This is a genomic window from Pseudomonas quercus (genome assembly GCF_012033695.1).
In the GTDB taxonomy this organism is placed as follows: domain Bacteria; phylum Pseudomonadota; class Gammaproteobacteria; order Pseudomonadales; family Pseudomonadaceae; genus Aquipseudomonas; species Aquipseudomonas quercus.
Genome location: NZ_JAAVJI010000003.1, coordinates 430,642 through 451,289 on the forward strand (window position 1 = coordinate 430,642; position 20,648 = coordinate 451,289).

At 60.0% G+C, this 20,648-nt stretch carries 22 protein-coding genes; 13 read left to right on the forward strand and 9 right to left on the reverse strand.

Going from position 1 to position 20,648, the window contains the following annotated elements:
- Positions 1–22 precede the first annotated feature (22 nt).
- Positions 23–229, reverse strand: coding sequence for a DUF1127 domain-containing protein (locus HBH25_RS08375; RefSeq protein WP_168083409.1), 207 nt, complete (start codon positions 227–229; stop codon positions 23–25).
- A gap of 159 nt (positions 230–388) precedes the next feature.
- Here HBH25_RS08375 and HBH25_RS08380 point away from each other — a divergent pair, with 159 nt between their 5' ends.
- Positions 389–1,819 carry an aminotransferase-like domain-containing protein gene (locus tag HBH25_RS08380; protein ID WP_168083411.1) on the forward strand — a complete coding sequence of 477 codons (1,431 nt, stop codon included), beginning with the start codon at positions 389–391 and terminating at the stop codon, positions 1,817–1,819.
- A gap of 69 nt (positions 1,820–1,888) precedes the next feature.
- Complete coding sequence (locus HBH25_RS08385) at positions 1,889–3,442, forward strand: phospholipase D family protein (RefSeq protein WP_168083413.1); 1,554 nt, start codon at positions 1,889–1,891, stop codon at positions 3,440–3,442.
- Here HBH25_RS08385 and HBH25_RS08390 read toward each other — a convergent pair.
- On the reverse strand, positions 3,439–4,581 hold the full coding sequence (locus tag HBH25_RS08390) for an MFS transporter (RefSeq protein WP_168083415.1): 1,143 nt from the start codon (positions 4,579–4,581) through the stop codon (positions 3,439–3,441). The genes HBH25_RS08385 and HBH25_RS08390 overlap by 4 nt on opposite strands.
- A 76-nt stretch (positions 4,582–4,657) precedes the next feature.
- The gene (locus HBH25_RS08395) at positions 4,658–6,151 is read right to left on the reverse strand and encodes an aldehyde dehydrogenase (protein WP_168083417.1); all 1,494 of its coding nucleotides are present in this window, start codon (positions 6,149–6,151) and stop codon (positions 4,658–4,660) included.
- A 230-nt stretch (positions 6,152–6,381) separates the two neighbouring features.
- Here HBH25_RS08395 and HBH25_RS08400 point away from each other — a divergent pair, with 230 nt between their 5' ends.
- Together HBH25_RS08400 and HBH25_RS08405 are read left to right on the forward strand one after the other, a co-directional pair.
- Positions 6,382–6,750, forward strand: coding sequence for a cupin domain-containing protein (locus HBH25_RS08400; protein ID WP_168083516.1), 369 nt, complete (start codon positions 6,382–6,384; stop codon positions 6,748–6,750).
- A gap of 81 nt (positions 6,751–6,831) precedes the next feature.
- Complete coding sequence (locus HBH25_RS08405; protein ID WP_168083517.1) at positions 6,832–7,035, forward strand: I78 family peptidase inhibitor; 204 nt, start codon at positions 6,832–6,834, stop codon at positions 7,033–7,035.
- 82 nt (positions 7,036–7,117) lie between these two features.
- Here HBH25_RS08405 and rpmG read toward each other — a convergent pair whose 3' ends face one another.
- The gene (gene rpmG, locus HBH25_RS08410) at positions 7,118–7,273 is read right to left on the reverse strand and encodes a 50S ribosomal protein L33 (RefSeq protein ID WP_168083419.1); all 156 of its coding nucleotides are present in this window, start codon (positions 7,271–7,273) and stop codon (positions 7,118–7,120) included.
- Between the two features lie 11 nt (positions 7,274–7,284).
- On the reverse strand, positions 7,285–7,521 hold the full coding sequence (rpmB, locus tag HBH25_RS08415; RefSeq protein WP_168083421.1) for a 50S ribosomal protein L28: 237 nt from the start codon (positions 7,519–7,521) through the stop codon (positions 7,285–7,287).
- A gap of 391 nt (positions 7,522–7,912) precedes the next feature.
- Between rpmB and HBH25_RS08420 the strand changes: the two genes are divergently transcribed.
- On the forward strand, positions 7,913–9,499 hold the full coding sequence (locus HBH25_RS08420) for an ABC transporter substrate-binding protein (RefSeq protein ID WP_168083423.1): 1,587 nt from the start codon (positions 7,913–7,915) through the stop codon (positions 9,497–9,499).
- An 11-nt stretch (positions 9,500–9,510) separates the two neighbouring features.
- Here HBH25_RS08420 and radC read toward each other — a convergent pair whose 3' ends face one another.
- A complete protein-coding gene (radC, locus tag HBH25_RS08425; protein WP_168083425.1) occupies positions 9,511–10,185 on the reverse strand; it encodes a RadC family protein in 675 nt (224 codons plus the stop codon).
- 160 nt (positions 10,186–10,345) lie between these two features.
- Here radC and coaBC point away from each other — a divergent pair, with 160 nt between their 5' ends.
- From coaBC to argB, 4 genes are all read left to right on the forward strand, one after another.
- Entirely contained in the window at positions 10,346–11,557 is a 1,212-nt protein-coding gene (gene coaBC, locus HBH25_RS08430) for a bifunctional phosphopantothenoylcysteine decarboxylase/phosphopantothenate--cysteine ligase CoaBC (protein WP_168083427.1), read from the forward strand.
- A 1-nt stretch (position 11,558) separates the two neighbouring features.
- Positions 11,559–12,014: a dUTP diphosphatase gene (dut, locus tag HBH25_RS08435; protein WP_168083429.1), complete on the forward strand. Its 456-nt coding sequence runs from the start codon at positions 11,559–11,561 to the stop codon at positions 12,012–12,014.
- A gap of 1,235 nt (positions 12,015–13,249) precedes the next feature.
- A complete protein-coding gene (locus HBH25_RS23070; protein WP_195755881.1) occupies positions 13,250–14,668 on the forward strand; it encodes a phosphomannomutase/phosphoglucomutase in 1,419 nt (472 codons plus the stop codon).
- 16 nt (positions 14,669–14,684) lie between these two features.
- The gene (argB, locus tag HBH25_RS08445) at positions 14,685–15,590 is read left to right on the forward strand and encodes an acetylglutamate kinase (protein WP_168083433.1); all 906 of its coding nucleotides are present in this window, start codon (positions 14,685–14,687) and stop codon (positions 15,588–15,590) included.
- 50 nt (positions 15,591–15,640) lie between these two features.
- On the opposite strand, the gene HBH25_RS08450 is transcribed toward argB, so the two are convergent.
- Positions 15,641–16,234 (reverse strand): DUF4124 domain-containing protein, encoded by a 594-nt coding sequence (locus tag HBH25_RS08450; RefSeq protein ID WP_168083435.1) that lies wholly within the window; start codon positions 16,232–16,234, stop codon positions 15,641–15,643.
- Between the two features lie 2 nt (positions 16,235–16,236).
- On the reverse strand, positions 16,237–16,878 hold the full coding sequence (gene pyrE / locus HBH25_RS08455; protein WP_168083437.1) for an orotate phosphoribosyltransferase: 642 nt from the start codon (positions 16,876–16,878) through the stop codon (positions 16,237–16,239).
- A gap of 81 nt (positions 16,879–16,959) precedes the next feature.
- Here pyrE and HBH25_RS08460 point away from each other — a divergent pair, with 81 nt between their 5' ends.
- A complete protein-coding gene (locus tag HBH25_RS08460; RefSeq protein WP_168083439.1) occupies positions 16,960–17,739 on the forward strand; it encodes an exodeoxyribonuclease III in 780 nt (259 codons plus the stop codon).
- 64 nt (positions 17,740–17,803) lie between these two features.
- Here HBH25_RS08460 and rph read toward each other — a convergent pair whose 3' ends face one another.
- Positions 17,804–18,526, reverse strand: a complete 723-nt coding sequence (gene rph / locus HBH25_RS08465) for a ribonuclease PH (protein ID WP_168083441.1) — start codon at positions 18,524–18,526, stop codon at positions 17,804–17,806.
- A gap of 197 nt (positions 18,527–18,723) precedes the next feature.
- Here rph and HBH25_RS08470 point away from each other — a divergent pair, with 197 nt between their 5' ends.
- From HBH25_RS08470 to rpoZ, 3 genes are all read left to right on the forward strand, one after another.
- A complete protein-coding gene (locus HBH25_RS08470) occupies positions 18,724–19,587 on the forward strand; it encodes a YicC/YloC family endoribonuclease (protein ID WP_168083443.1) in 864 nt (287 codons plus the stop codon).
- A 9-nt stretch (positions 19,588–19,596) separates the two neighbouring features.
- Complete coding sequence (gene gmk / locus HBH25_RS08475; RefSeq protein ID WP_168083445.1) at positions 19,597–20,226, forward strand: guanylate kinase; 630 nt, start codon at positions 19,597–19,599, stop codon at positions 20,224–20,226.
- 126 nt (positions 20,227–20,352) lie between these two features.
- Positions 20,353–20,616, forward strand: a complete 264-nt coding sequence (gene rpoZ, locus HBH25_RS08480; RefSeq protein WP_168083447.1) for a DNA-directed RNA polymerase subunit omega — start codon at positions 20,353–20,355, stop codon at positions 20,614–20,616.
- The last annotated feature ends 32 nt before the right edge of the window (positions 20,617–20,648 follow it).

Consider the following 20,648-nt stretch of genomic DNA (forward strand, 5'->3'; position numbering starts at 1 on the left):
GGGGCTGGGGGCTGTTTGAACGTTAACTGCGCCAAAACGGCTTCACACCTTCCATGCGCTGCTGCTGTACGGTCAACCCCACATCCGCCAGCTCTTGAGCAGACAGCGCCCGCAATTGCTGCCTTGTCGTCCAGCGATGCCAGAACAGGCCCCAGCAACCCAGCCCTGCCGGTGCGTGAAGCGTCTGTTGCTGTGCTGACAACAACCGTATCGCTGTAAAGCCATTCATGGTGCTCACCTCCGTGTATCAATGGAGAGAGCATGCCCTGATGGCAAAAACCATTACAGATTCAACTATTGGCTATATTCTCCATACAGATAGGTTCAATCAGCAGCTGAATGCTGTATTTTTCCGCAATCTGTATTGTCTTTTTCGAAGGCCACTCTCATGAACCTGTACATGAACCTTGCACGGCTGCTGGAGGATCGAATTGAGCAGGGCCTGTATCGCCCTGGCGATCGTTTGCCTTCCGTGCGTGCGCTCAGTACCGAACACGGGGTGAGCCTGAGTACCGTACAGCAGGCGTACCGTTTGCTCGAAGACAACGGCTTGGCGGTGCCCAGGCCTAAATCCGGTTATTTCGTGTCCAGCAAAACCCTTCCTGCCTTACCTGAAGTGGGCCGGCCGGCGCAGCGGCCTGTGGAGATCTCCCAGTGGGATCAGGTGGTAGAGCTGGTTCGCAACCCGCCTCGCAAGGATATTGTCCAGCTGGGGCGGGGCATGCCCGACATCACCAGCCCAACGCTTGCGCCGCTGATGAAGAGCCTGGCGCGGCTGAGCCGGCGGCAGGACATGCCTGGGCTGCATTACGACACCATCTATGGCACCGAAGCCCTGCGAGAGCAGATTGCCCGGCTGATGGTGGATTCCGGCTGCCGCCTGACCGCCGCCGACGTGGTGGTGACTACCGGCTGCCACGAGGCGCTGTCCAGCAGCGTACGGGCCATCTGCGAACCCGGAGACATCGTGGCGGTGGATTCGCCCAGCTTTTTCGGGGCCATGCAAACCCTCAAGGGCTTAGGCATGAAAGCCTTGGAAATTCCTACCGACCCCCTTACGGGTATCAGCCTGGAAGCCCTGGAGCTGGCCCTTGAGCAATGGCCTATCAAAGTCATCCAGCTCACGCCCAACTGCAATAATCCCCTGGGCTACATCATGCCTGAGGCGCGCAAACAGCAACTGTTGACCCTCGCCCAACGCTTCGACGTTGCCATCATTGAAGACGACGTCTATGGCGACCTGGCCTACACCTATCCCCGGCCGCGGACCATCAAGTCTTTCGACCTGGACGGGCGCGTATTGCTGTGCAGTTCGTTCTCCAAAACCCTGGCACCTGGCCTGCGGGTTGGCTGGGTGGCACCTGGGCGCTACCTGGAGCGCGTGCTGCACATGAAATACATCAGCACCGGCAGTACGGCCACCCAGCCCCAACTGGCCATCGCAGACTTTGTGGAAGGTGGCCACTACGAGCCGCACCTGCGCCGCATGCGCACTCAATACCAACGTGGGCGCGACCAGATGACGGAGTGGGTAAGGCGGTACTTTCCAGCAGGCACCCGCGCCAGCCGGCCCCAGGGTGGGTTTATGTTGTGGGTCGAGTTGCCCGAGGGCTTTGATACGTTGCGGTTGAACCAGATGCTTCTGGCTCGGGGCGTACAGATTGCCGTGGGCAGTATTTTCTCGGCTTCGGGCAAGTTCCGTAACTGCCTGCGCATGAACTTCGCGTCTCGCCCTTCGCCTGCGGTGGAAACCGCGGTTCGCAAAGTAGGCGAAACGGCAAGCGAGTTGCTGGCCAACCTGCAAACGGCACAGCCGTAACTTTCCAAGCCCAGCGGGTGTCACATACGCAATCGTAAATAACCCTGTGTAAACGGCAGCGAGAACCCTATGGCCTTACATGCCCGCCTGCTGGCCACAATGCTGCTCGGTGTGCTGCTGTGCGGTTGTGCGGGCCAGACAGTGCAGCCCATACCCAGTGAGCGTATTCCAGCAAGCCAATCAGCCTTTGGCCGCTCCATTCTCCAACAGGCCAGCGCCCACCCCGGCCTGTCCGGCTTTCGCCTGCTGCCCAACAGTGGGGAAGCCTTCAGAGCGCGTGCCGAGCTGATCCGCAACGCCCGGACCAGCCTCGACCTGCAGTATTACATTGTGCACGACGGCCTCAGTACTCGCGCCCTGATGCGTGAAGTGCTGGATGCGGCTGACCGAGGCGTGCGCGTGCGCATTCTCTTGGACGACACGGCCAGCGATGACCTTCAGGACCTGCTGGGTACCGTCGCCAGCCATCCCAACATCAAAGTCAGGCTGTTCAACCCTACCCACCTGGGGCGCGCAACAGGTGCAACGCGTGCCTTTGGGCGCCTGCTGGACCTGTCCCAGCAGCACCGGCGCATGCACAACAAGGTATGGATTGCTGACGACAGCGCCGCCATCGTAGGCGGTCGTAACCTGGGTGATGAATACTTCGACGCCAAGCCCAACCTCAACTTTACCGATATCGACCTGCTGGGCATGGGGCCTGTGGCTCGAGACCTGGGCTACAGCTTCGATCAGTACTGGAACCATCGGCTAAGCCGGCCGCTGCGGGAGTTGTACGATATTCCTGCTGCACAGAAGGCCCTGCCCGGCTTTCGTGAGCGCCTCGATGCCTCGTTGCGCAAAGCCAGCGTAAAACAGAAAACGCTGTACGACAGTTTGATGAGCTACCGTAGTGAGCCTCGCCTGGCGACCTGGCGGCAGGAGCTGATCTGGGCACCCAGCACTGTCATGTGGGATGCGCCCGCCAAGATCCTGTCCAGCGGCGAACCCGACCCTCATTTATTGCTCACTACCCAACTGGCCCCTGAGCTTCTCAGTGTTCAGCAAGAGCTGCTGCTGATTTCGGCCTACTTCGTACCCCGAGACCAAGGCCTGCTGTACCTGACCAGCCGGGCTGACGAAGGCGTGAAGGTGGCGCTGCTGACCAATTCACTGGAAGCCACCGACGTGCCAGCAGTGCACGGGGGCTACGCGCCCTATCGCAAGGCGTTGCTGGAGCACGGTGTGAAGCTGTTCGAGCTTCGACGCCAACCAGGTGATGACGCAGGGTTCTCCTATCGCCTGCATGGCAGCTCGGCCTCTAGCCTGCATAGCAAGGCGATGGTGTTCGATCAGCGAAAGGTCTTCATTGGCTCATTCAACTTCGACCCGCGCTCAGTGTTGTGGAATACCGAAGTCGGCGTGCTGGTCGATAGCCCAGAACTGGCCGGTTACACCCGTGCGCTGGCGCTCGAAGGCATGTCACCTGCCTTGAGCTACCAGGTCGAACTTCAAGGCGATGGGCTTGAGTGGGTCACCGAGGACAACCATAAGCTGCACGTGCTGCATAAGGAGCCCGGAGATTGGTGGCGGCGGTTCAATGCCTGGGTGAGCGAGCGTATTGGGCTGGAAAAACTGCTCTAGGCCTGCACTCGCACTGCCCATTGGGATTGCCTGCATGCCAGGATAACCAAGCCCGCTGCGCCCACTGCCATCATCAGAGGTAAAGCGTGCCCGGTAAGCCACTGGTTCCCCGCACCCGCAATCAATGGGCCTGCCAGGCACCCGACTCCCCAGAGCTGCGCCACATGCGCGTTGGCCCGCACCAGTTCATCGTGGCGAAACCGTTCCCCGATAAATACCAGGGATAGCGTAAACAGGCCACCTGCGCTTGCGCCGAACAGCACCCACAGCCCCCATACCACGGGATGGTGAATCGCCAATGGGATCAATAGGCTGCTAGCTGCCAGCGCCCCGGCGCAGCCCAGAAACAGCCCACGCCTGGGCAGGCGGTCGGCCAGGGCGCCAATAGGCAACTGCAACACTGCATCGCCCAGCACTACCGCGCTGACCATGTACAAGGCGATGCGGGTGTCGTAACCCTGTTGCAGGCAATACACCGGTAGTAAAGAAAGAATGAGGGCTTCAAAGCCGGCAAACAGCGCAATGGCATAGGCGATCACAGGCAGGCGCCGGCAGAACACCGCCAGGTCCCCCAAGGTCACCGTCACTGCCTCAGTAAGCGGCGCACCGCCACGGCCTAGCAATAAAAGCGGCGATACCAGCAACAACCCGGTTGCCAGCCAGAACCCATAGTCGTGCTCAGTGCCGATGGCTCCTAGCAACAGTGGCCCGGCCAGCTGGCTCAAGGCATAGCAGCAGCCGTAAAGCGCCACCAGCCGGCCGCGCCATTGCTCTACCACAAGCTGGTTGATCCAGCTTTCGCCTAGCACGAACACGATGGTTAGCACGCTGCCAATCAGCAGGCGCAGCACTACCCACACGGCGTAACTGGGCCATATGGCCAGCAGCCCGATGGATACCGCGCCGGCCCATAGGCACAGCTGCATGGCACGGCCGGTACCGAACCTTGCTGCGAGGCGGCTCGACACGCGCGCGCCCAGTAGCACACCGATTGCCGGCATGGCCGACATAGTACCGATGGCGAACGTACCGTAGCCCCAGTGCTCAAGGCGCAGCGATACCAGCGGCATGCTCATGCCCAGCGCCAGGCCCACGCTCAGCACCGACGCCAGTACCGCGAAATACGTGCCCCACCGCATAGATGCGCTCCTGCGACCATGATAAAAAAGCCCCCGGCCGGTGTCGGTCGGGGGCCATTCAAGCACCTGCCAGGGTTTACAGCTTGATCCAGGTCGCTTTCAGTTCGGTGTATTTGTCGAAGGCGTGCAGCGACTTGTCGCGACCGTTACCCGATTGCTTGAACCCACCGAAAGGTGCCGTCATGTCACCACCGTCGTACTGGTTCACCCACACGCTGCCAGCGCGCAAGGCGCGGGCGGTGTTGTGCGCCTTGGACAGGTCGGAAGACCAGACGGCGGCGGCGAGCCCGTAAGGCGTGTCATTGGCGATGGCCACAGCTTCCTCGGCGGAGTCGAACGTGATCACTGACAAGACAGGCCCGAAGATCTCTTCCTTGGCGATACGCATGGCATTGCTCACGCCGTCGAAGATGGTCGGCTCTACATAGGTACCGCCTGTTTCCTGCAGAATGCGCTTGCCACCGGTCAGCAAGGTGGCACCCTCGCTATGCCCGGCTTCAATGTAAGACAACACCGTGTTCATCTGCTGGGTGTCGACCAGGGCACCCACGTTGGTCGCTGGGTCCAACGGGTTACCGGGCTTCCAACCCGCCAGGGCCTCTACCACCATCGGCAGGAAGCGGTCCTTGATCGAGCGTTCCACCAGCAGGCGCGACCCGGCGGTGCACACTTCGCCCTGGTTGAAGGCAATGGCGCTGGCCGCAGAGGCGGCTGCGGCTTGCAGGTCCGGCGCGTCGGCAAACACGATATTCGGGCTCTTACCCCCTGCCTCCAGCCATACCCGCTTCATGTTGGACTCACCGGCATACACCATCAGTTGCTTGGCGATGCGGGTAGAGCCGGTAAATACCACCGTATCGACATCCATGTGCAAGGCCAGCGCCTTGCCTACGGTATGGCCGTAGCCTGGCAATACGTTCAGTACGCCAGCAGGAATACCGGCCTCGATGGCCAGCTGTGCGATACGGATAGCGGTCAGTGGGGATTTCTCGGAGGGCTTGAGTACCACCGAATTACCCGTTGAAAGTGCAGGGCCCAGCTTCCAGCAAGCCATCATCAGTGGGAAGTTCCAAGGCACAATGGCGGCCACAACACCCACTGGCTCGCGGGTTACCAGGCCAAGCTGGTCGTGGGGCGTGGCGGCCACTTCATCGTACAGCTTGTCGATGGCCTCACCGCTCCAGCTCAAGGCATTGGCAGCGCCTGGTACGTCAATGTTCAACGAATCGCTGATCGGCTTGCCCATGTCCAGGGTTTCAAGCAGTGCCAGCTCTTGAGCGTTGGCTTTGAGCAAGCCTGCGAAACGAATCATCACGGCCTTGCGCTTGGCCGGTGCAAGGCGTGACCAGGCCCCTGCATTGAAGGCCTGGCGGGCATTTTCCACGGCCAGGTTGGCATCGGCTTCGTCGCAGCTGGCGACCTGGCCCAGCAGCCGACCGTCTACCGGGCTGAGGCATTCGAAGGTCGCGCCCGAGGCCGCAGGTGTGTACTGGCCATTGATAAAGGCACGGCCTTCGACGTTCAAGCCTTGGGCGCGCTGCTGCCAGTCAGCCAGCGTCAGATCAGACATAACGAACTCCTTTATAGGGATGGGCCAAGGGAGGTTTGCGGTTCATTCGCACTGCGCTCGCACTGCGCTCGCACTGCGTCCGCACTGCATTAGCGCTGCAACAGTAACCGGCTCCGAGCTCGACCAAGGGCATTTACCCTAAACCACCCCTGCACCGCTTTCAATATATTTGACAGGGCCAGGCCTGCGGCAGTCTCATGCATGTTTTATCGAACAAACCGGAGGCCGCCATGGGCATCGAGCAGATCCTAGACTTCGCTGTTGCTACCCCTGACCCACTGCGCTATCGCCCTGCTGCTGAAAAGATCCTCTCAGGGGAGCCTGACCAGGCAGTGTTCAATCATTACAGCAGCCCTTGCGACCAGTTCTCTGCAGGTGTGTGGGAAGGGGCCGTAGGGCACTGGACCGTCAACTACAGCGAGCATGAATATTGCGAAATCGTGCAAGGCGTTTCCGTGATACGCGATGATGTCGGCAACGCCCGCACGGTTCGGGCTGGCGATCGCTTCGTGATACCAGCTGGTTTCAAAGGCACTTGGGAGGTGCTGGAGGCGTGCCGAAAGGTGTACGTGGTGTTCGACCCTAAAGTTCGAGCCTAAATAAGTATCACCATGGCCCACAGACTCCGCCGGATGATCGGCCTGCCTCGACCGAGGCACCCTATCTACAAGGCGTTGACCATGACCAACGAAGAAGTGACCCAAGCCCTTCAGCACCTGATTGGCACCCAGTACGCTGACAGCGTAAAGGCTCAGATTACCCAGGCAACCGGCCGAGACCGGGTAGTAGGCCCTAACGAAGTGTCTACCAGAAACTATGACCCTATGCGTATCCATGTTCAGACAGACAAAAAGGGTGTGATCACCGGATTCGCCTTCAACTGACCCTTGCATCGGCCTTGCCTTGTGCATAAAAAAACCCGCACCGTGAAACCAGGGTGCGGGTTTTTTCGTTAGCGCAGACCAATTACTTGATCTTGGCTTCCTTGTAGAGCACGTGCTTGCGAACCACCGGATCAAATTTCTTGATCTCGAGCTTGTCGGGGGTAGTACGCTTGTTCTTGTCGGTGGTGTAGAAATGGCCAGTACCGGCGCTTGACACCAAACGGATCAATTCACGCATGATTCTCTCCCTTAGACCTTGATGCCATCGCGGCGGATATCAACCAGAACGGCATCGATGCCGCGCTTGTCGATGATACGCATGCCTTTGGCAGATACGCGCAGGCGCACGAAACGCTTTTCCGACTCAACCCAGAAGCGATGATGCTGCAGGTTCGGCAGGAAACGACGACGGGTTTTGTTGTTTGCGTGGGAAATGTTGTTCCCGGTTACCGGACCCTTACCGGTAACTTGACAGACTCTCGACATGCCTCAGCCCTCTAAACCACATGCCCAACCCGGCATGGGTTGGCCGCTTTATCTCTCAGTCAAAATTGGCGCGAAGGCTCGAAACCCTTCAAACACCGTGTTTCGCAGGGGCGGACGGCTCGGCTATACAGGCTCGGCCACAAGCGTAAACGCTCTACCCCTAGAAAAGAGCGCTGCTTTATACCAGAAAGCCCGTGCCACAACAACCTTCAAGGGTAAAGGGAAACCGCGCAAGCGCACGCGGCGCTTGGCGTACAACGGTTGTAGCCACAGCACCATTCGTCGAGCCAATACGAAAATTTGAATGGCGCGAACGAAACAAGATCTCTAGGGTTAGGATTTTCCAGACTGCACCGGCAGATGGCCCACCTTAAAAGCCAAGGAATCGACCATGCGTCTTGCCTATACCCCTTTGCTGCTCGCGATACTGGGCGCTTGCGCCACCGCCCAGGCCAAACCACTGTCTGTGTGCACTGAAGCCAGCCCTGAAGGTTTTGACGTGGTGCAGTACAACTCGCTGACCACTACCAATGCGTCAGCGGATGTATTGATGAACCGCCTGGTGGACTTCGATGCGGCCGCCGGCAAAGTGATACCCAGCCTTGCTGAACGCTGGTCAGTCAGTGACGACGGGCTTACCTACACCTTCAACTTGCGCAAAGGTGTACATTTCCATAGTACCGATTACTTCAAGCCATCCCGCGACCTGGCGGCTGAAGACGTGGTATTCAGCTTCAAGCGCATGCTGGACCCGGCCAATCCCTGGCACAAGGTGGCGCAAAGCGGCTTCCCCCATGCTCAGTCCATGCAGTTGCCTGGGCTCGTGAAACAGGTAGAAGCACCCGATGCCGCCACGGTGCGCTTTGTGCTGGACCATCCCGATGCCACGTTCCTGGCTACGCTGAGCATGGGCTTCGCTTCTATTTATTCTGCCGAATACGCCGATCAGTTGATGAAGGCAGGTACGCCTGAAAGGCTCAACTCAGAACCTATTGGTACCGGGTCTTTTATATTTGTGCGCTATCAAAAGGACGCCCAGGTTCGCTACAAGGCCAACCCGCAGTACTTCGGTGGCAAACCTGCCGTCGACCCGTTGATCTACGCCATCACCCCGGACCCAAATGCCCGCATGCAGCGCTTACGCGCGGGGGAATGCCAGGTTGCTCTGTCGCCCAAGCCGCAGGATATCGCCAGCGCCAAATCCGATACCAAGCTACAGGTACTTGATACACCCGCCTTCATGACTGCCTTTGTGGCCATCAACAGCCAACACCCGCCGCTGGACAAGCCACAAGTGCGCCAGGCCATCAACCTGGCGTTTGATAGGGCCAGCTACCTGAAGGCTGTCTTCGAAGGCACTGCTCAACCGGCCAATGGTATCTATCCGTCTACCACCTGGGGTTATGCAGCGGACCCGCACCTGTACAGCCATAACCCTGAAAAGGCCCGCGCCTTGCTGGCAGAAGCGGGTTTGAAGGACGGCTTCAGTACCACGATCTGGACGCGGCCTGGCGGCAGCCTGCTCAACCCTGCACCTGCGGCTGGCGCGCAGTTGCTTCAGGCCGACCTGGCGCAGGTGGGGATCAAGGCGGACATCCGCACCATCGAATGGGGCGAGCTTATTCGGCGCGCCAAGGCCGGTGAGCATGATTTGCTGTTCATGGGCTGGGCAGGTGATAACGGCGACCCCGACAACTTCCTTACACCGCAGTTTTCATGTGCGGCGGTCAAGTCCGGCACCAACTTCGCGCGCTACTGCGACCCTGCACTGGATAGCCTTATTACCAAGGGCAAAACCGGCAGTACTCAGAAGGCACGTACCGAACTGTACCGGCAGGCCCAGGCGCTCATACAGAAGCAGGCCCTTTGGCTCCCATTGGCTCACCCCCAGGTCACCGTATTAGCCAGCAAAACCTTGAAGGGCTACCTGCCCAGCCCGTTCGGCCGCCAGGATTTCTCACACATTAGCGTGGAATAAGCACAGCGCGCCTATAACAACCCGTGCTCAGCCATGGATAAAGGCTCGCCTTCGCCCACAATGAAGTGGTCCAGCACCTGAACCTCGATGTGTGCCAAGGCGTCCTTGATCAAGGCAGTAAGGTCACGGTCCGCCTGGCTGGGCGCGCAAACACCTGAAGGGTGGTTGTGACACAGGATAAGGGCTGCTGCATTGTGTGCCAGGGCACGTTTCACCACTTGCCGAGGGTACACGCTGGCGCTGTTGATGGACCCCTGGAACAGCACTTCGAAGCCCAGCACTCGGTGGCGTGAATCCAGAAACAGGCACGCGAACACCTCGTGAGGCTCGTGGCGCAACATGGCTTTGAGGTAGTCACGCACGGCAGTGGAGCTTTCCAATGCAGAGTCCCTCTTGAGCTGTTCAGCCAAGTGCCGCTTGGCGATTTCTAGCACGGCCTGCAACTGTGCGTACTTGGCCTGGCCAAGCCCCATATGCCCGCTAAAGGTAGGAAGGTCTGCCTGCAGCAGCCCCCGCAGGCCACCCAGCTCGTCCAGCAATCGGCTGGCCAGCTCTACAGCGTCACAGCCTTTTACGCCGGTGCGCAGGAAAATAGCCAGTAGCTCTGCGTCAGTCAGCGCCTGTGCGCCTCGGCTCAACAGTTTTTCCCGCGGGCGTTCTGCCGCGGGCCAATCTCGAATAGCCATGATTCCCTCCTGGTAGGCCATTGGCGCCGCTGCTCCGTTGCGAGCGCTGTGCTATCTTAGCCCAACTTTTCCGGCACGCCGGCTGGGCCTATCCAGCCTGCGTCATGGGATTATTTCCAGTCGTAACCACCGTAACTTTTACCGAACAAAGGCAGGCTTAATGCAGCGGCTGTATCGAAAACGCATTGTTCTCGGCGTCGGCGGCGGCATAGCCGCTTACAAGAGCGCTGAACTGGTTCGGCGGCTTCTGGAGCAGGGTGCCGAAGTGCGTGTGGTGATGACCCGCGGTGGTAGCGAATTCATCACGCCCCTGACGCTGCAAGCGCTCTCTGGCCACCCTGTGCACCTGGACCTGCTGGACCCTGCGGCCGAGGCCGCCATGGGGCATATCGAACTGGCGCGTTGGGCAGACCTTGTGCTGATCGCGCCCGCCACGGCGGACTTGATAGCCCGTATTGCACAGGGCTTGGCCAATGACCTGCTCACCACACTGGTGCTGGCCACTGATGCCACCGTTGCACTGGCCCCCGCCATGAACCAGGCCATGTGGCGCGACCCGGCCACCCAAGCCAACCTCGACACGGTGCAAGCCCGTGGGTTGAAGCTGTTTGGCCCAGCATCCGGCAGCCAGGCCTGTGGCGACATAGGCTTGGGCAGGATGCTCGAACCTACGGACCTAGCGCATTTGGCGGCCGACTGTTTCCAGCGCCAGGCGCTGACCGGCAAGCATGTATTGATCACGGCCGGCCCTACGCAGGAAAACATCGACCCTGTGCGCTACATCACCAACCACAGTTCCGGCAAGATGGGCTTTGCCCTGGCCGAGGCGGCCATAGAAGCCGGTGCCAGGGTAACGCTGGTGACAGGCCCTGTGCACCTGCCCACGCCTGACCGCGCCAGCCGTATCGATGTGGTCAGCGCGCGTGACATGCTGGCCGCCTGCGAAGCGGCGATGCCCTGTGACATTCTGATTGCCTCGGCCGCTGTTGCCGACTACAGGCCAGAAGTGATCGCCGCACAGAAGCTCAAGAAAGATCCCGCCACGGCAGATGGCATGCTGCTACGCATGGTGCGCAACCCTGACATTCTGGCTACCTTGTCTGGTCGCCAGGACCGGCCGTTCAGCGTAGGTTTTGCAGCTGAAACGGAAAACCTTCTGGATTACGCCGCCCGCAAGCTGCGTGACAAGAACCTCGACCTGATCGTAGCCAACGATGTGGCCAACCCCAGCATCGGCTTCAACAGCGAAGAAAACGCCTGTAGCGTCATTGATCGCCAGCTCAATGAAACGCTGCTACCCCAGACCAGCAAGGGCAAGATCGCACGACAATTGATTGCGCTCATTGCCACCCGCATTCACCAGGTTCAATAACATGCACGCTTTGCAAGCCCGTATTCTCGACCCGCGCCTGGGCAACGAATTTCCCCTGCCCGCCTATGCTACCCCCGGCTCTGCAGGCCTGGACTTGCGTGCCATGCTGCCCGCAAGTATCACCCTGGAGCCTGGCCAGACGGTGCTGATTCCTACCGGGCTTTCCATTTTCATTGCCGACCCTGGGCTGGCAGCACTGGTATTGCCGCGCTCAGGCCTGGGTCACAAGCATGGGATTGTGCTGGGTAACCTGGTGGGCCTTATCGATTCGGATTATCAGGGTGAACTGATGGTGTCGTGCTGGAACCGTGGGAATACCACCTTCGACATTGCAGTAGGCGAGCGCATCGCGCAATTGATCCTTGTACCTGTGGTACAAGCGCAGTTCGACATTGTGGAAGCGTTTGACCAAAGCGAGCGTGGCGCAGGCGGTTTTGGGCACTCCGGGAGCCACTGAGTACCGCAAGGCCTTTTCAAGGACAACGACAAGGAGCTGTTGTGAAAGGCACTACTGAGCAAGCCTCGAAAGCACCGCCCTCCGAGGAAGGTGCCACTGACCTGCAACTGTTGCGCCCAGGCCTGATCGTCGCGGCGGTCGGCCTGCTGGTCGCGGCCTTGCTGCTATGGATCGGGCAGCCAGGGCCCTCGCAGCAGGCCTGGCGTTGGCAGCTGGCGCAGTCGGCTGCGTCGGCACAGGCCGCCACTTTGCGCCAGGCATTTGCTCAAATCACTGCCGATACTCAAGCGGCAGCCAGTGACCCTGCCTTGGCAGCGGCACTGCAAAGCGGTGATTCGGCTCGGTTGCGCAACGCCGAAGCGGGGCTACGTTTTCGCGATGCGGTGGTGGACGCTTTTGTTACACCTACCAGCCAAGGTGAGCCCGACCCTCGGCGTGCCGCCCCCTTCACCTTCGCAGCGCTAGACCTGCTACGGCGTGGCGAAATGGGCCCGGCGCCTGCCCTTGAAGCCCAACAGGCCGGCCAGCGCTGGCTGATCTACAGCGTGGCGGCCGTACGAGCGCCTGGCACACAAACCGTAGTAGGGACCGTGTTGCTTGCCTTGGACTTGCAGCGAGCACTGCGTGGCTTGCCTTCTCTGCCTCCACAGGCCGGTGAACTGCTGCTGCAGCAACGCTTTGGCGATGGCCCGGTACAAGTGCTCTACCAGGCAGGCACACCGGGGGCGGCGCGGCCCTATACGTTGGACCTGGGCAACCCCCACTGGGCCCTTCGCTTCACGCCCGGCAGCGCTTACGATGCGCCCCTGCAGTGGGTCTCGATTGTGCTAACCCTGGCTGCCCTGCTGATCGTGGCCGGTGCGTTCTGGGTAGCCTTGGTAATGGTCGTCCGCGGGCTGCGAGGGCGCTTGCGAGACGATGCACGACAATTGAACGACCTGCTGCACGAACTCTCAGGCGGAAAAGCCGTCAAAGCGTTCAGTTTGAGCCTCTCGGAATTGAACGGGCTGGCTCAAGCCATGGCTCGCTTCTCTTTGCGTGACCGTCAGACCAATCCCGGCGCCCCAACGGCGCCTGACCCGAACAGTATTACGAATCGCAGCGCCTCGGTTGCCAACCCCCACCGCTCCGCCGAGCCGGAGGGTGCGCGGCCGCCGTTTCAAGAGACTGACGTACTTGGTGTCGGGATTCTCGACGCCGACCAGGACTTTCTGCGAATGGAGCACTCCCCCGCTATGAACAGCAATGCACAAGCCGTCCCCGCTAGCATTTTCCGCGCTTACGACATTCGCGGCATCGTGCCAGATACCCTGACTGCCGACACCGCCTACTGGATAGGCCGTGCCATTGGCACGCAGAGCCTGGCCCAGGGCGAGCCCCATGTGTCGGTAGGCCGCGACGGCCGCCTGTCCGGCCCGGAGCTGGTTGAACGGCTGATCCAAGGCGTGGCCGACAGCGGCTGCCAGGTCACCGATGTAGGCATGGTGCCTACCGGGGCGCTCTACTTTGCCGCCGCGATCGACCTCGAGAACCTGGAAACTGGCATCAAGGCACGGGCCGGTTCCGGCGTAATGCTCACCGGTAGCCACAACCCGGCCAATTACAACGGTTTCAAAATCATCATTGCTGGCGACACACTGGCCAATGAACAGATTCAGAAGCTGTACGAGCGTATTCGTGACAATGACCTGGCCAGCGGCCAGGGCACAATCAAGCAGGTCGGCATCCTTACCCACTACGATGCCTACATTCAGAAAGACATCGCCGTACCCCGCAAACTGAAAGTGGTCGTAGACTGCGGCAACGGTGTAGGCGGCGTGATCGCACCACAGCTGATCGAGCACCTCAATTGCGAAGTGATCCCGCTGTTCTGCGACGTGGATGGCAACTTCCCCAACCATCACCCGGACCCAGGCAAGCTGGAAAACCTTGAAGACCTGATTGCCAAGGTCAAGGAAACCGGCGCTGACCTAGGCCTGGCGTTCGACGGCGATGCCGACCGCGTGGGTGTGGTAACCAACGAAGGCACCGTGGTGTTCCCGGACCGCCTGTTGATGCTGTTTGCCCAGGACGTGCTTTCGCGCAACCCAGGCGCCGACATCATCTATGACGTGAAATGCAGCCGCCGCCTGAAGGCACTGATCGAGGGCTACCAAGGCCGCCCGGTCATGTACAAGACCGGCCACTCGCTGATCAAGAAAAAAATGAAAGAAACCGGCGCCTTGCTGGCAGGCGAGATGAGCGGCCATGTGTTCTTCAAGGAACGCTGGTTTGGCTTTGACGACGGCATCTACAGCGCCGCTCGCCTGCTGGAAATTCTCAGCCAGACCAAAGAAACGGCCGAGGCCGTATTCGCCAAATTCCCGAACGACGTTTCCACGCCTGAGATCAATATCAAGGTGACAGAGGAAACCAAGTTCACCATCATTGACTCGCTGATCAGCGACGCTCAGTGGGGCGAGGCGAGCCTGAACAAGATCGACGGTGTGCGCGTAGACTACCCCAACGGCTGGGGCTTGGTGCGTGCATCCAACACTACGCCTGTGCTGGTGCTGCGCTTCGAGGCCGAAGACGAGGCCGAGCTGGAGCGCATCAAGGCTGTTTTCCGCGAGCAACTCAAGCGTGTCGCACCTGACCTGAACATACCTTTCTAACTGCTAGGAGCCCTGCATGACCCTCGACCGCACTGCTGCCACCAATGTCGCCAAGGTACTGTCCGAAGCCTTGCCGTACATCCGACGCTTCGTCGGTAAAACATTGGTGATCAAGTACGGCGGCAACGCTATGGAAAGCGAGGAGTTGAAAACCGGTTTTGCCCGCGATGTTGTGCTGATGAAAGCAGTGGGCATCAACCCGGTGGTCGTGCATGGCGGCGGGCCGCAAATCGCGGACCTGCTCAAGCGCTTGAGCATCGAAAGCCACTTCGTCGATGGCATGCGCGTGACCGACGCGCAGACCATGGACGTGGTGGAGATGGTGCTGGGTGGGCAGGTGAACAAGAGCATCGTCAACCTGATCAACCGTCACGGTGGCAGTGCTATTGGCCTCACAGGCAAGGACGCAGAGCTGATCCGTGCGCGCAAGCTTACGGTGACGCGCCAAACCCCAGGCATGGACAAGCCTGAAATCATCGATATCGGCCTGGTAGGCGAAGTCAGCGGCGTAAACACCGACCTGCTCAATATGCTGGTGAAAGGCGACTTCATTCCGGTAATCGCCCCAATCGGCGTGGGTGCCGACGGTGAGTCGTACAACATCAATGCTGACTTGGTGGCTGGCAAGGTGGCTGAAGCACTAAAGGCTGAAAAGCTGATGCTGCTGACCAACATTGCTGGCTTGATGGACAAGGAAGGCAAAGTGCTGACCGGCCTTACCACACAGCAAGTCGACGAGCTGATCGCCGACGGCACAATCTATGGCGGCATGCTGCCCAAGATTCGCTGTGCGCTGGAAGCCGTACAGGGTGGCGTGACCACGTCGCATATTATCGATGGGCGTGTACCCAATGCCGTATTGCTGGAAATCTTTACAGACAGCGGCGTGGGCACCTTGATCAGCAACCAGAAACAGCACTGACACCGCCCTAAGGCAGGCGTGGGGCAAGCTCACGCACCCTGCCAAAGCCTCTAGGGCGCCATCAGCTGTTGCAACCTGGCGCGATCAGCAGTGAAGGCACGATCTATGTCTGCTCTCATCTGCTGATAGTGCTGCACCTGATCGGTCAATGCCGCCCGCTGCTGGCGTAGCGCTTCAAGCCGATCCAATACCACGGGCGACACGGGCTGGCCATTGCGCTCCTGATTGGCCGCTTCACCTTGCAGCGAAGCTTGTTGAGCCTGCAAAGTCTGCAGGTTTCCATTGGTCGCGGAAATTTGCCCATCAACCTCTGCCAGTTGACGCTGCCGCGTCCGCTCCAGATCATCCACACCTGTGTACCGCGCTCTTAGCTTGGCGTCTGCCTGCGCCTGCGCCTGTGCGGCAGCGGCGGCCTGCGCCTCCTGTGCGGTCAAGGCGGGCGCAATGGTTTGCAGCACACGCCCCTGAGCATTGAGCACTTGGTAACCTTTGGACACGAACTCCGGGGGCACGCCTTGACGGTCCAGCACGGTCACCCCCTTGTCATCCGTATAGCGATAGAGCTGAACGGGTGCGACCGGCGGAGCAGCAAACACTGCCAATGGCAGCAGCCACACTGCATACCCCGCCAGGCCGCGGGCCATGATCAGATACCGTACTGAGCGCGGTAGGCCTCGACCGCCGGGAGATGCTGCTTGAGCTGCACATCCTCGGCAAGGTATTCGAGCACCTGGTCCAGGGACACGATGCTGACCACGGGAATACCGTAGTCACGCTCTACTTCCTGAATGGCAGACAATTCGCCCTTGCCGCGCTCCTGGCGGTTGAGTGCGATCAATACGGCGGCGGCATGTGCCTGTTCTGCCTGGATGATGGTCATGACCTCACGAATGGCCGTACCGGCGGTGATCACGTCATCAATGATCAGTACATTGCCCTTGAGGGGGGCGCCCACCAGGCTACCGCCTTCCCCGTGGTCTTTGGCTTCCTTGCGGTTGAAGCACCAGGGCACGTCCTGGCCATGCTTGTCTGCAAGGGCTACGGCAGTTGCCGACGCCAGAGGGATGCCCTTGTAGGCAGGGCCGAACAACACATCGAAGCGCAGGCCACTGTTGACGATGGCCGAGGCATAGCACTGCCCAAGGTGCGCCAGGGCAGAGCCGGTATTGAACAGGCCGGCATTGAAGAAGTAAGGACTGGTGCGCCCGGACTTCAGGGTAAACTCACCGAAGCGCAGTACGCCCCGCTCGATGGCAAAACGAATGAAGTCACGCTGGTAGGCTTGCATGTAAAAGTCCTGAATACCACGGATTTAGCTAAATAACTTGACCTCGGGTATCATACACGCACGAGATTTTTGGGGCCATTTATGCGGATCATCAGTGTGAACGTCAATGGGATACAGGCAGCTGTGGAGCGTGGCTTGCTCAGCTGGTTGCAGGCCCAGAACGCCGACGTGATCTGCTTGCAGGATACACGCGCTTCGGCGTTCGAACTGGACGACTCCGCCTACCAGCTCGATGGTTACTTCCTGTATGCAGCGGACGCGGAAGTGCCAGCGCAGGGTGGCGTTGCACTGTATTCCCGGTTGCAACCCAAGGCGATCATCAGCGGCCTGGGGATCGAGTCATCAGACCGCTTCGGCCGCTACCTGCAGGCAGACTTCGACAAGGTCAGCATCGCGACCCTGCTGTTCCCTTCGGGGCGAGGCGGCGATGAGGAATTGAATCAGAAATTCAAGCTGATGGACGATTTCGCCCGGTATCTGGACAAACAGCGTCGCAAACGCCGGGAATACATCTACTGCGGCTCGCTGTATGTGGCCCAGCAGAAGCTGGATATCAAGAACTGGCGTGACAGCCAGCAGTCGCCGGGCTTCCTGGCGCCTGAGCGGGCCTGGATGGACGAGGTCGTTGGCAACATGGGGTACGTGGATGCCCTGCGCGAAGTCAGCCGCGAAGGCGATCAGTACAGCTGGTGGCCAGACAGTGAGCAGGCCGAGATGCTGAACCTTGGGTGGCGCTTCGACTACCAGCTGCTAACGCCAGGGCTTCGCCGCTTCGTGCGCAGTGCACGGCTACCGCGCCAACCGCGCTTCTCCCAGCATGCGCCTTTCATTGCCGACTACGACTGGACGCTGACTATCTAAGCCAGGCCCTAAGCCAGGCCGCCCCGCTGCAGGCGAAATTCACGCCTGCACAGGAGCCATGGCTTCAGTCGGCCAGCGCAGCTTGCTGCACGCTGAACAGCTCTGTCATACCCTGACGCGCCAGGGCCAGCATGGCATTGAGCTCTTCAGGCTGGAACGGTGCACCTTCGGCTGTTCCCTGTACCTCGATAAACCCGCCGCCGCTGGTCATTACCACGTTTAGGTCCGTTTCAGCCGCCGAATCCTCAAGGTAATCCAGGTCCAGCACCGGTTCGCCCTGGTACATGCCCACTGACACAGCCGCGATCATCTGCTTGATCGGGTCACCACCCTTGAGCCCACCGCGCTTCTTGATCACCTTCAGCGCGTCCACCAGCGCAACCATGGCGCCCGTGATGGAGGCGGTACGCGTTCCCCCATCGGCCTGAATCACATCGCAATCCACATACAGCGTGATATCGCCTAGCTTGGACATGTCCAGAGCAGCGCGCAGCGAACGGCCGATCAAACGCTGGATTTCCAAGGTACGGCCACCTTGCTTGCCGCGGCTGGCTTCACGCTGGTTACGCTCGCCCGTGGCCCGCGGCAACATGCCGTATTCGGCCGTAAGCCAGCCCTGCCCTTGCCCTTTGAGGAAGCGCGGCACGCCGCTTTCGACACTGACGGTACAGATCACCCGGGTATCACCAAATTCCACCAGCACCGAGCCTTCAGCATGCTTGGTGTAGTTGCGGGTGATGCGGATCGGGCGAAGCTGATCGGCGGCGCGACCACTTGGACGTTTCATCTGGCTTACCTGTACGGATTGAAAAACTGCCCGACAGTATAAAGCCGTAGTGCCAGTGCCGGTATTTAAAACACCAAAACCGACACACGGGCCGGGGTTGCACCATCGCCGTGCATTGGGAGCAGCGCGTGCTTGAGGTACACTCTTGCGCCTTTATTGTCGCCTGCAGGCGACCTGCCCCTACGAGGTTCGCGCCCATGGCCCACAGCATGACCGCCTTTGCCCGCGTTGAGCGCGCCAGTGCACAGGGCACCTTGTCCTGGGAACTGCGTTCGGTCAACCATCGCTACCTCGAGCCGCACTTGCGCCTGCCAGATGCCTTTCGCGAGCTTGAAAGCGCCGTGCGCGAGGCGTTGCGCACCGGCCTGTCGCGCGGAAAAGTAGAGTGTACGCTTCGCCTGAACGAAGAAACGTTTACCCACGCACCGCAACTGAACAAAGACCGTGCCCGGGAGTTGATCCAGGCTGCAGAAGCCGTGGCTGCATTGATAGCGCAGCCGGCGCCTATTGACCCGCTTCACGTTCTGGCGTGGCCGGGTGTACTTGCCAGCCAGCCCATGGACACCCAGGCGCTGCAGGCGAGTGCGTTGGCGCTGTTCAGCGAAGGGCTGGAAGAAATGAAAGCTGGGCGAGCACGCGAAGGTGCCGAGCTGGCCAGGCTGATCAACGATCGGCTAGATGCCATGGCCCAAGACATTACAGCCCTGCGTGAGCAGGTACCGCACATGCTGGCCACCCAGCGGCAGAAGATCCTCGATCGCTTTGCCGAAATGCGGGCCGAACTGGACCCCGCCCGCCTCGAACAGGAGATGGTACTGCTTGCACAGAAAAGCGACGTGGCCGAGGAGCTGGATCGCCTTTCCACCCATGTGCAGGAAGTGCGTCGTGTGCTGGCCAGCCCCGGCGCCTCGGGCCGCCGCCTGGATTTTCTGATGCAGGAACTCAACCGTGAGGCCAACACCCTGGGCTCCAAGGCTTTCGACCCGCGCAGCACCCAGGCTGCGGTAAACCTGAAAGTGCTGATCGAACAAATGCGCGAACAAGTACAGAACATTGAGTAGGCTATTTTGATGAAACCAACACCCGGCACCCTGTACATCGTTTCCGCGCCTTCCGGCGCTGGCAAAACCAGCCTGGTCAACGCATTGATCGACGCCGACGCTGGCATCTGCGTGTCCGTGTCCCACACCACGCGCGCCATGCGCCCCGGCGAGGTGAACGGCGTGAACTATCACTTCGTGGACCGAGACACCTTCCTGGCAATGATCGAGCATGGGGACTTCCTGGAGCAGGCTGAGGTGTTCGGCAACCTCTATGGCACCTCCATGAGCAGCCTTCAGCAGACGCTGGATGCAGGCCAGGACCTGATCCTGGAAATCGATTGGCAAGGTGGTGAACAGGTTCGCAAGCTGATTCCTGGCACACGCTCCATCTTCATTCTTCCGCCGTCCCAGGAAGCCCTGTTCCAGCGGCTGACCAACCGCGGCACCGACAGTGATGACATCATCGAGGGGCGGATGCGCGAGGCTGTCAACGAAATGCGCCACTATGTGGAGTATGACTACCTGGTCATCAACGATGATTTCGCCACAGCCTTGTCTGATTTAAAAGCCATATTCCGCGCCAATCGCCTGTCCCAGCCACTGCAGAATACGCGCCATGCGCAGCTGCTGCAGGGCCTGCTGGCCGAGCGCGGCTGACCAACGGCCAGGGAAATACCGGCTGACATAGCGCTAGCCCTTCCATTAAGGCTAGCGTTTTTCTAAACTACCGAGTCCGCTCACCCGCTTATGCGGGGGCTCACTGTATTTGTAACGAGGAACACCATGGCCCGCGTGACCGTTGAAGACTGCCTTGAACATGTCGATAATCGCTTCGAGCTGGTCATGCTCGCCACCAAGCGCTCCCGTCAGCTGGCAACCGGTGGCAAGGAGCCCAAGGTAGGTTGGGAAAACGACAAGCCTACCGTGGTCGCCCTGCGCGAAATTGCTGCTGGCCTGATAGATTACGACGTAATCGCCGAGGCAGAGATCGTTGATGAAGAGCCGCTGTTTACCGCATTCGAAGACGAGGCCAACGAGGCCGTTTAAGGGTATGCCCTGTCGACCTGTTTGGGCGATAG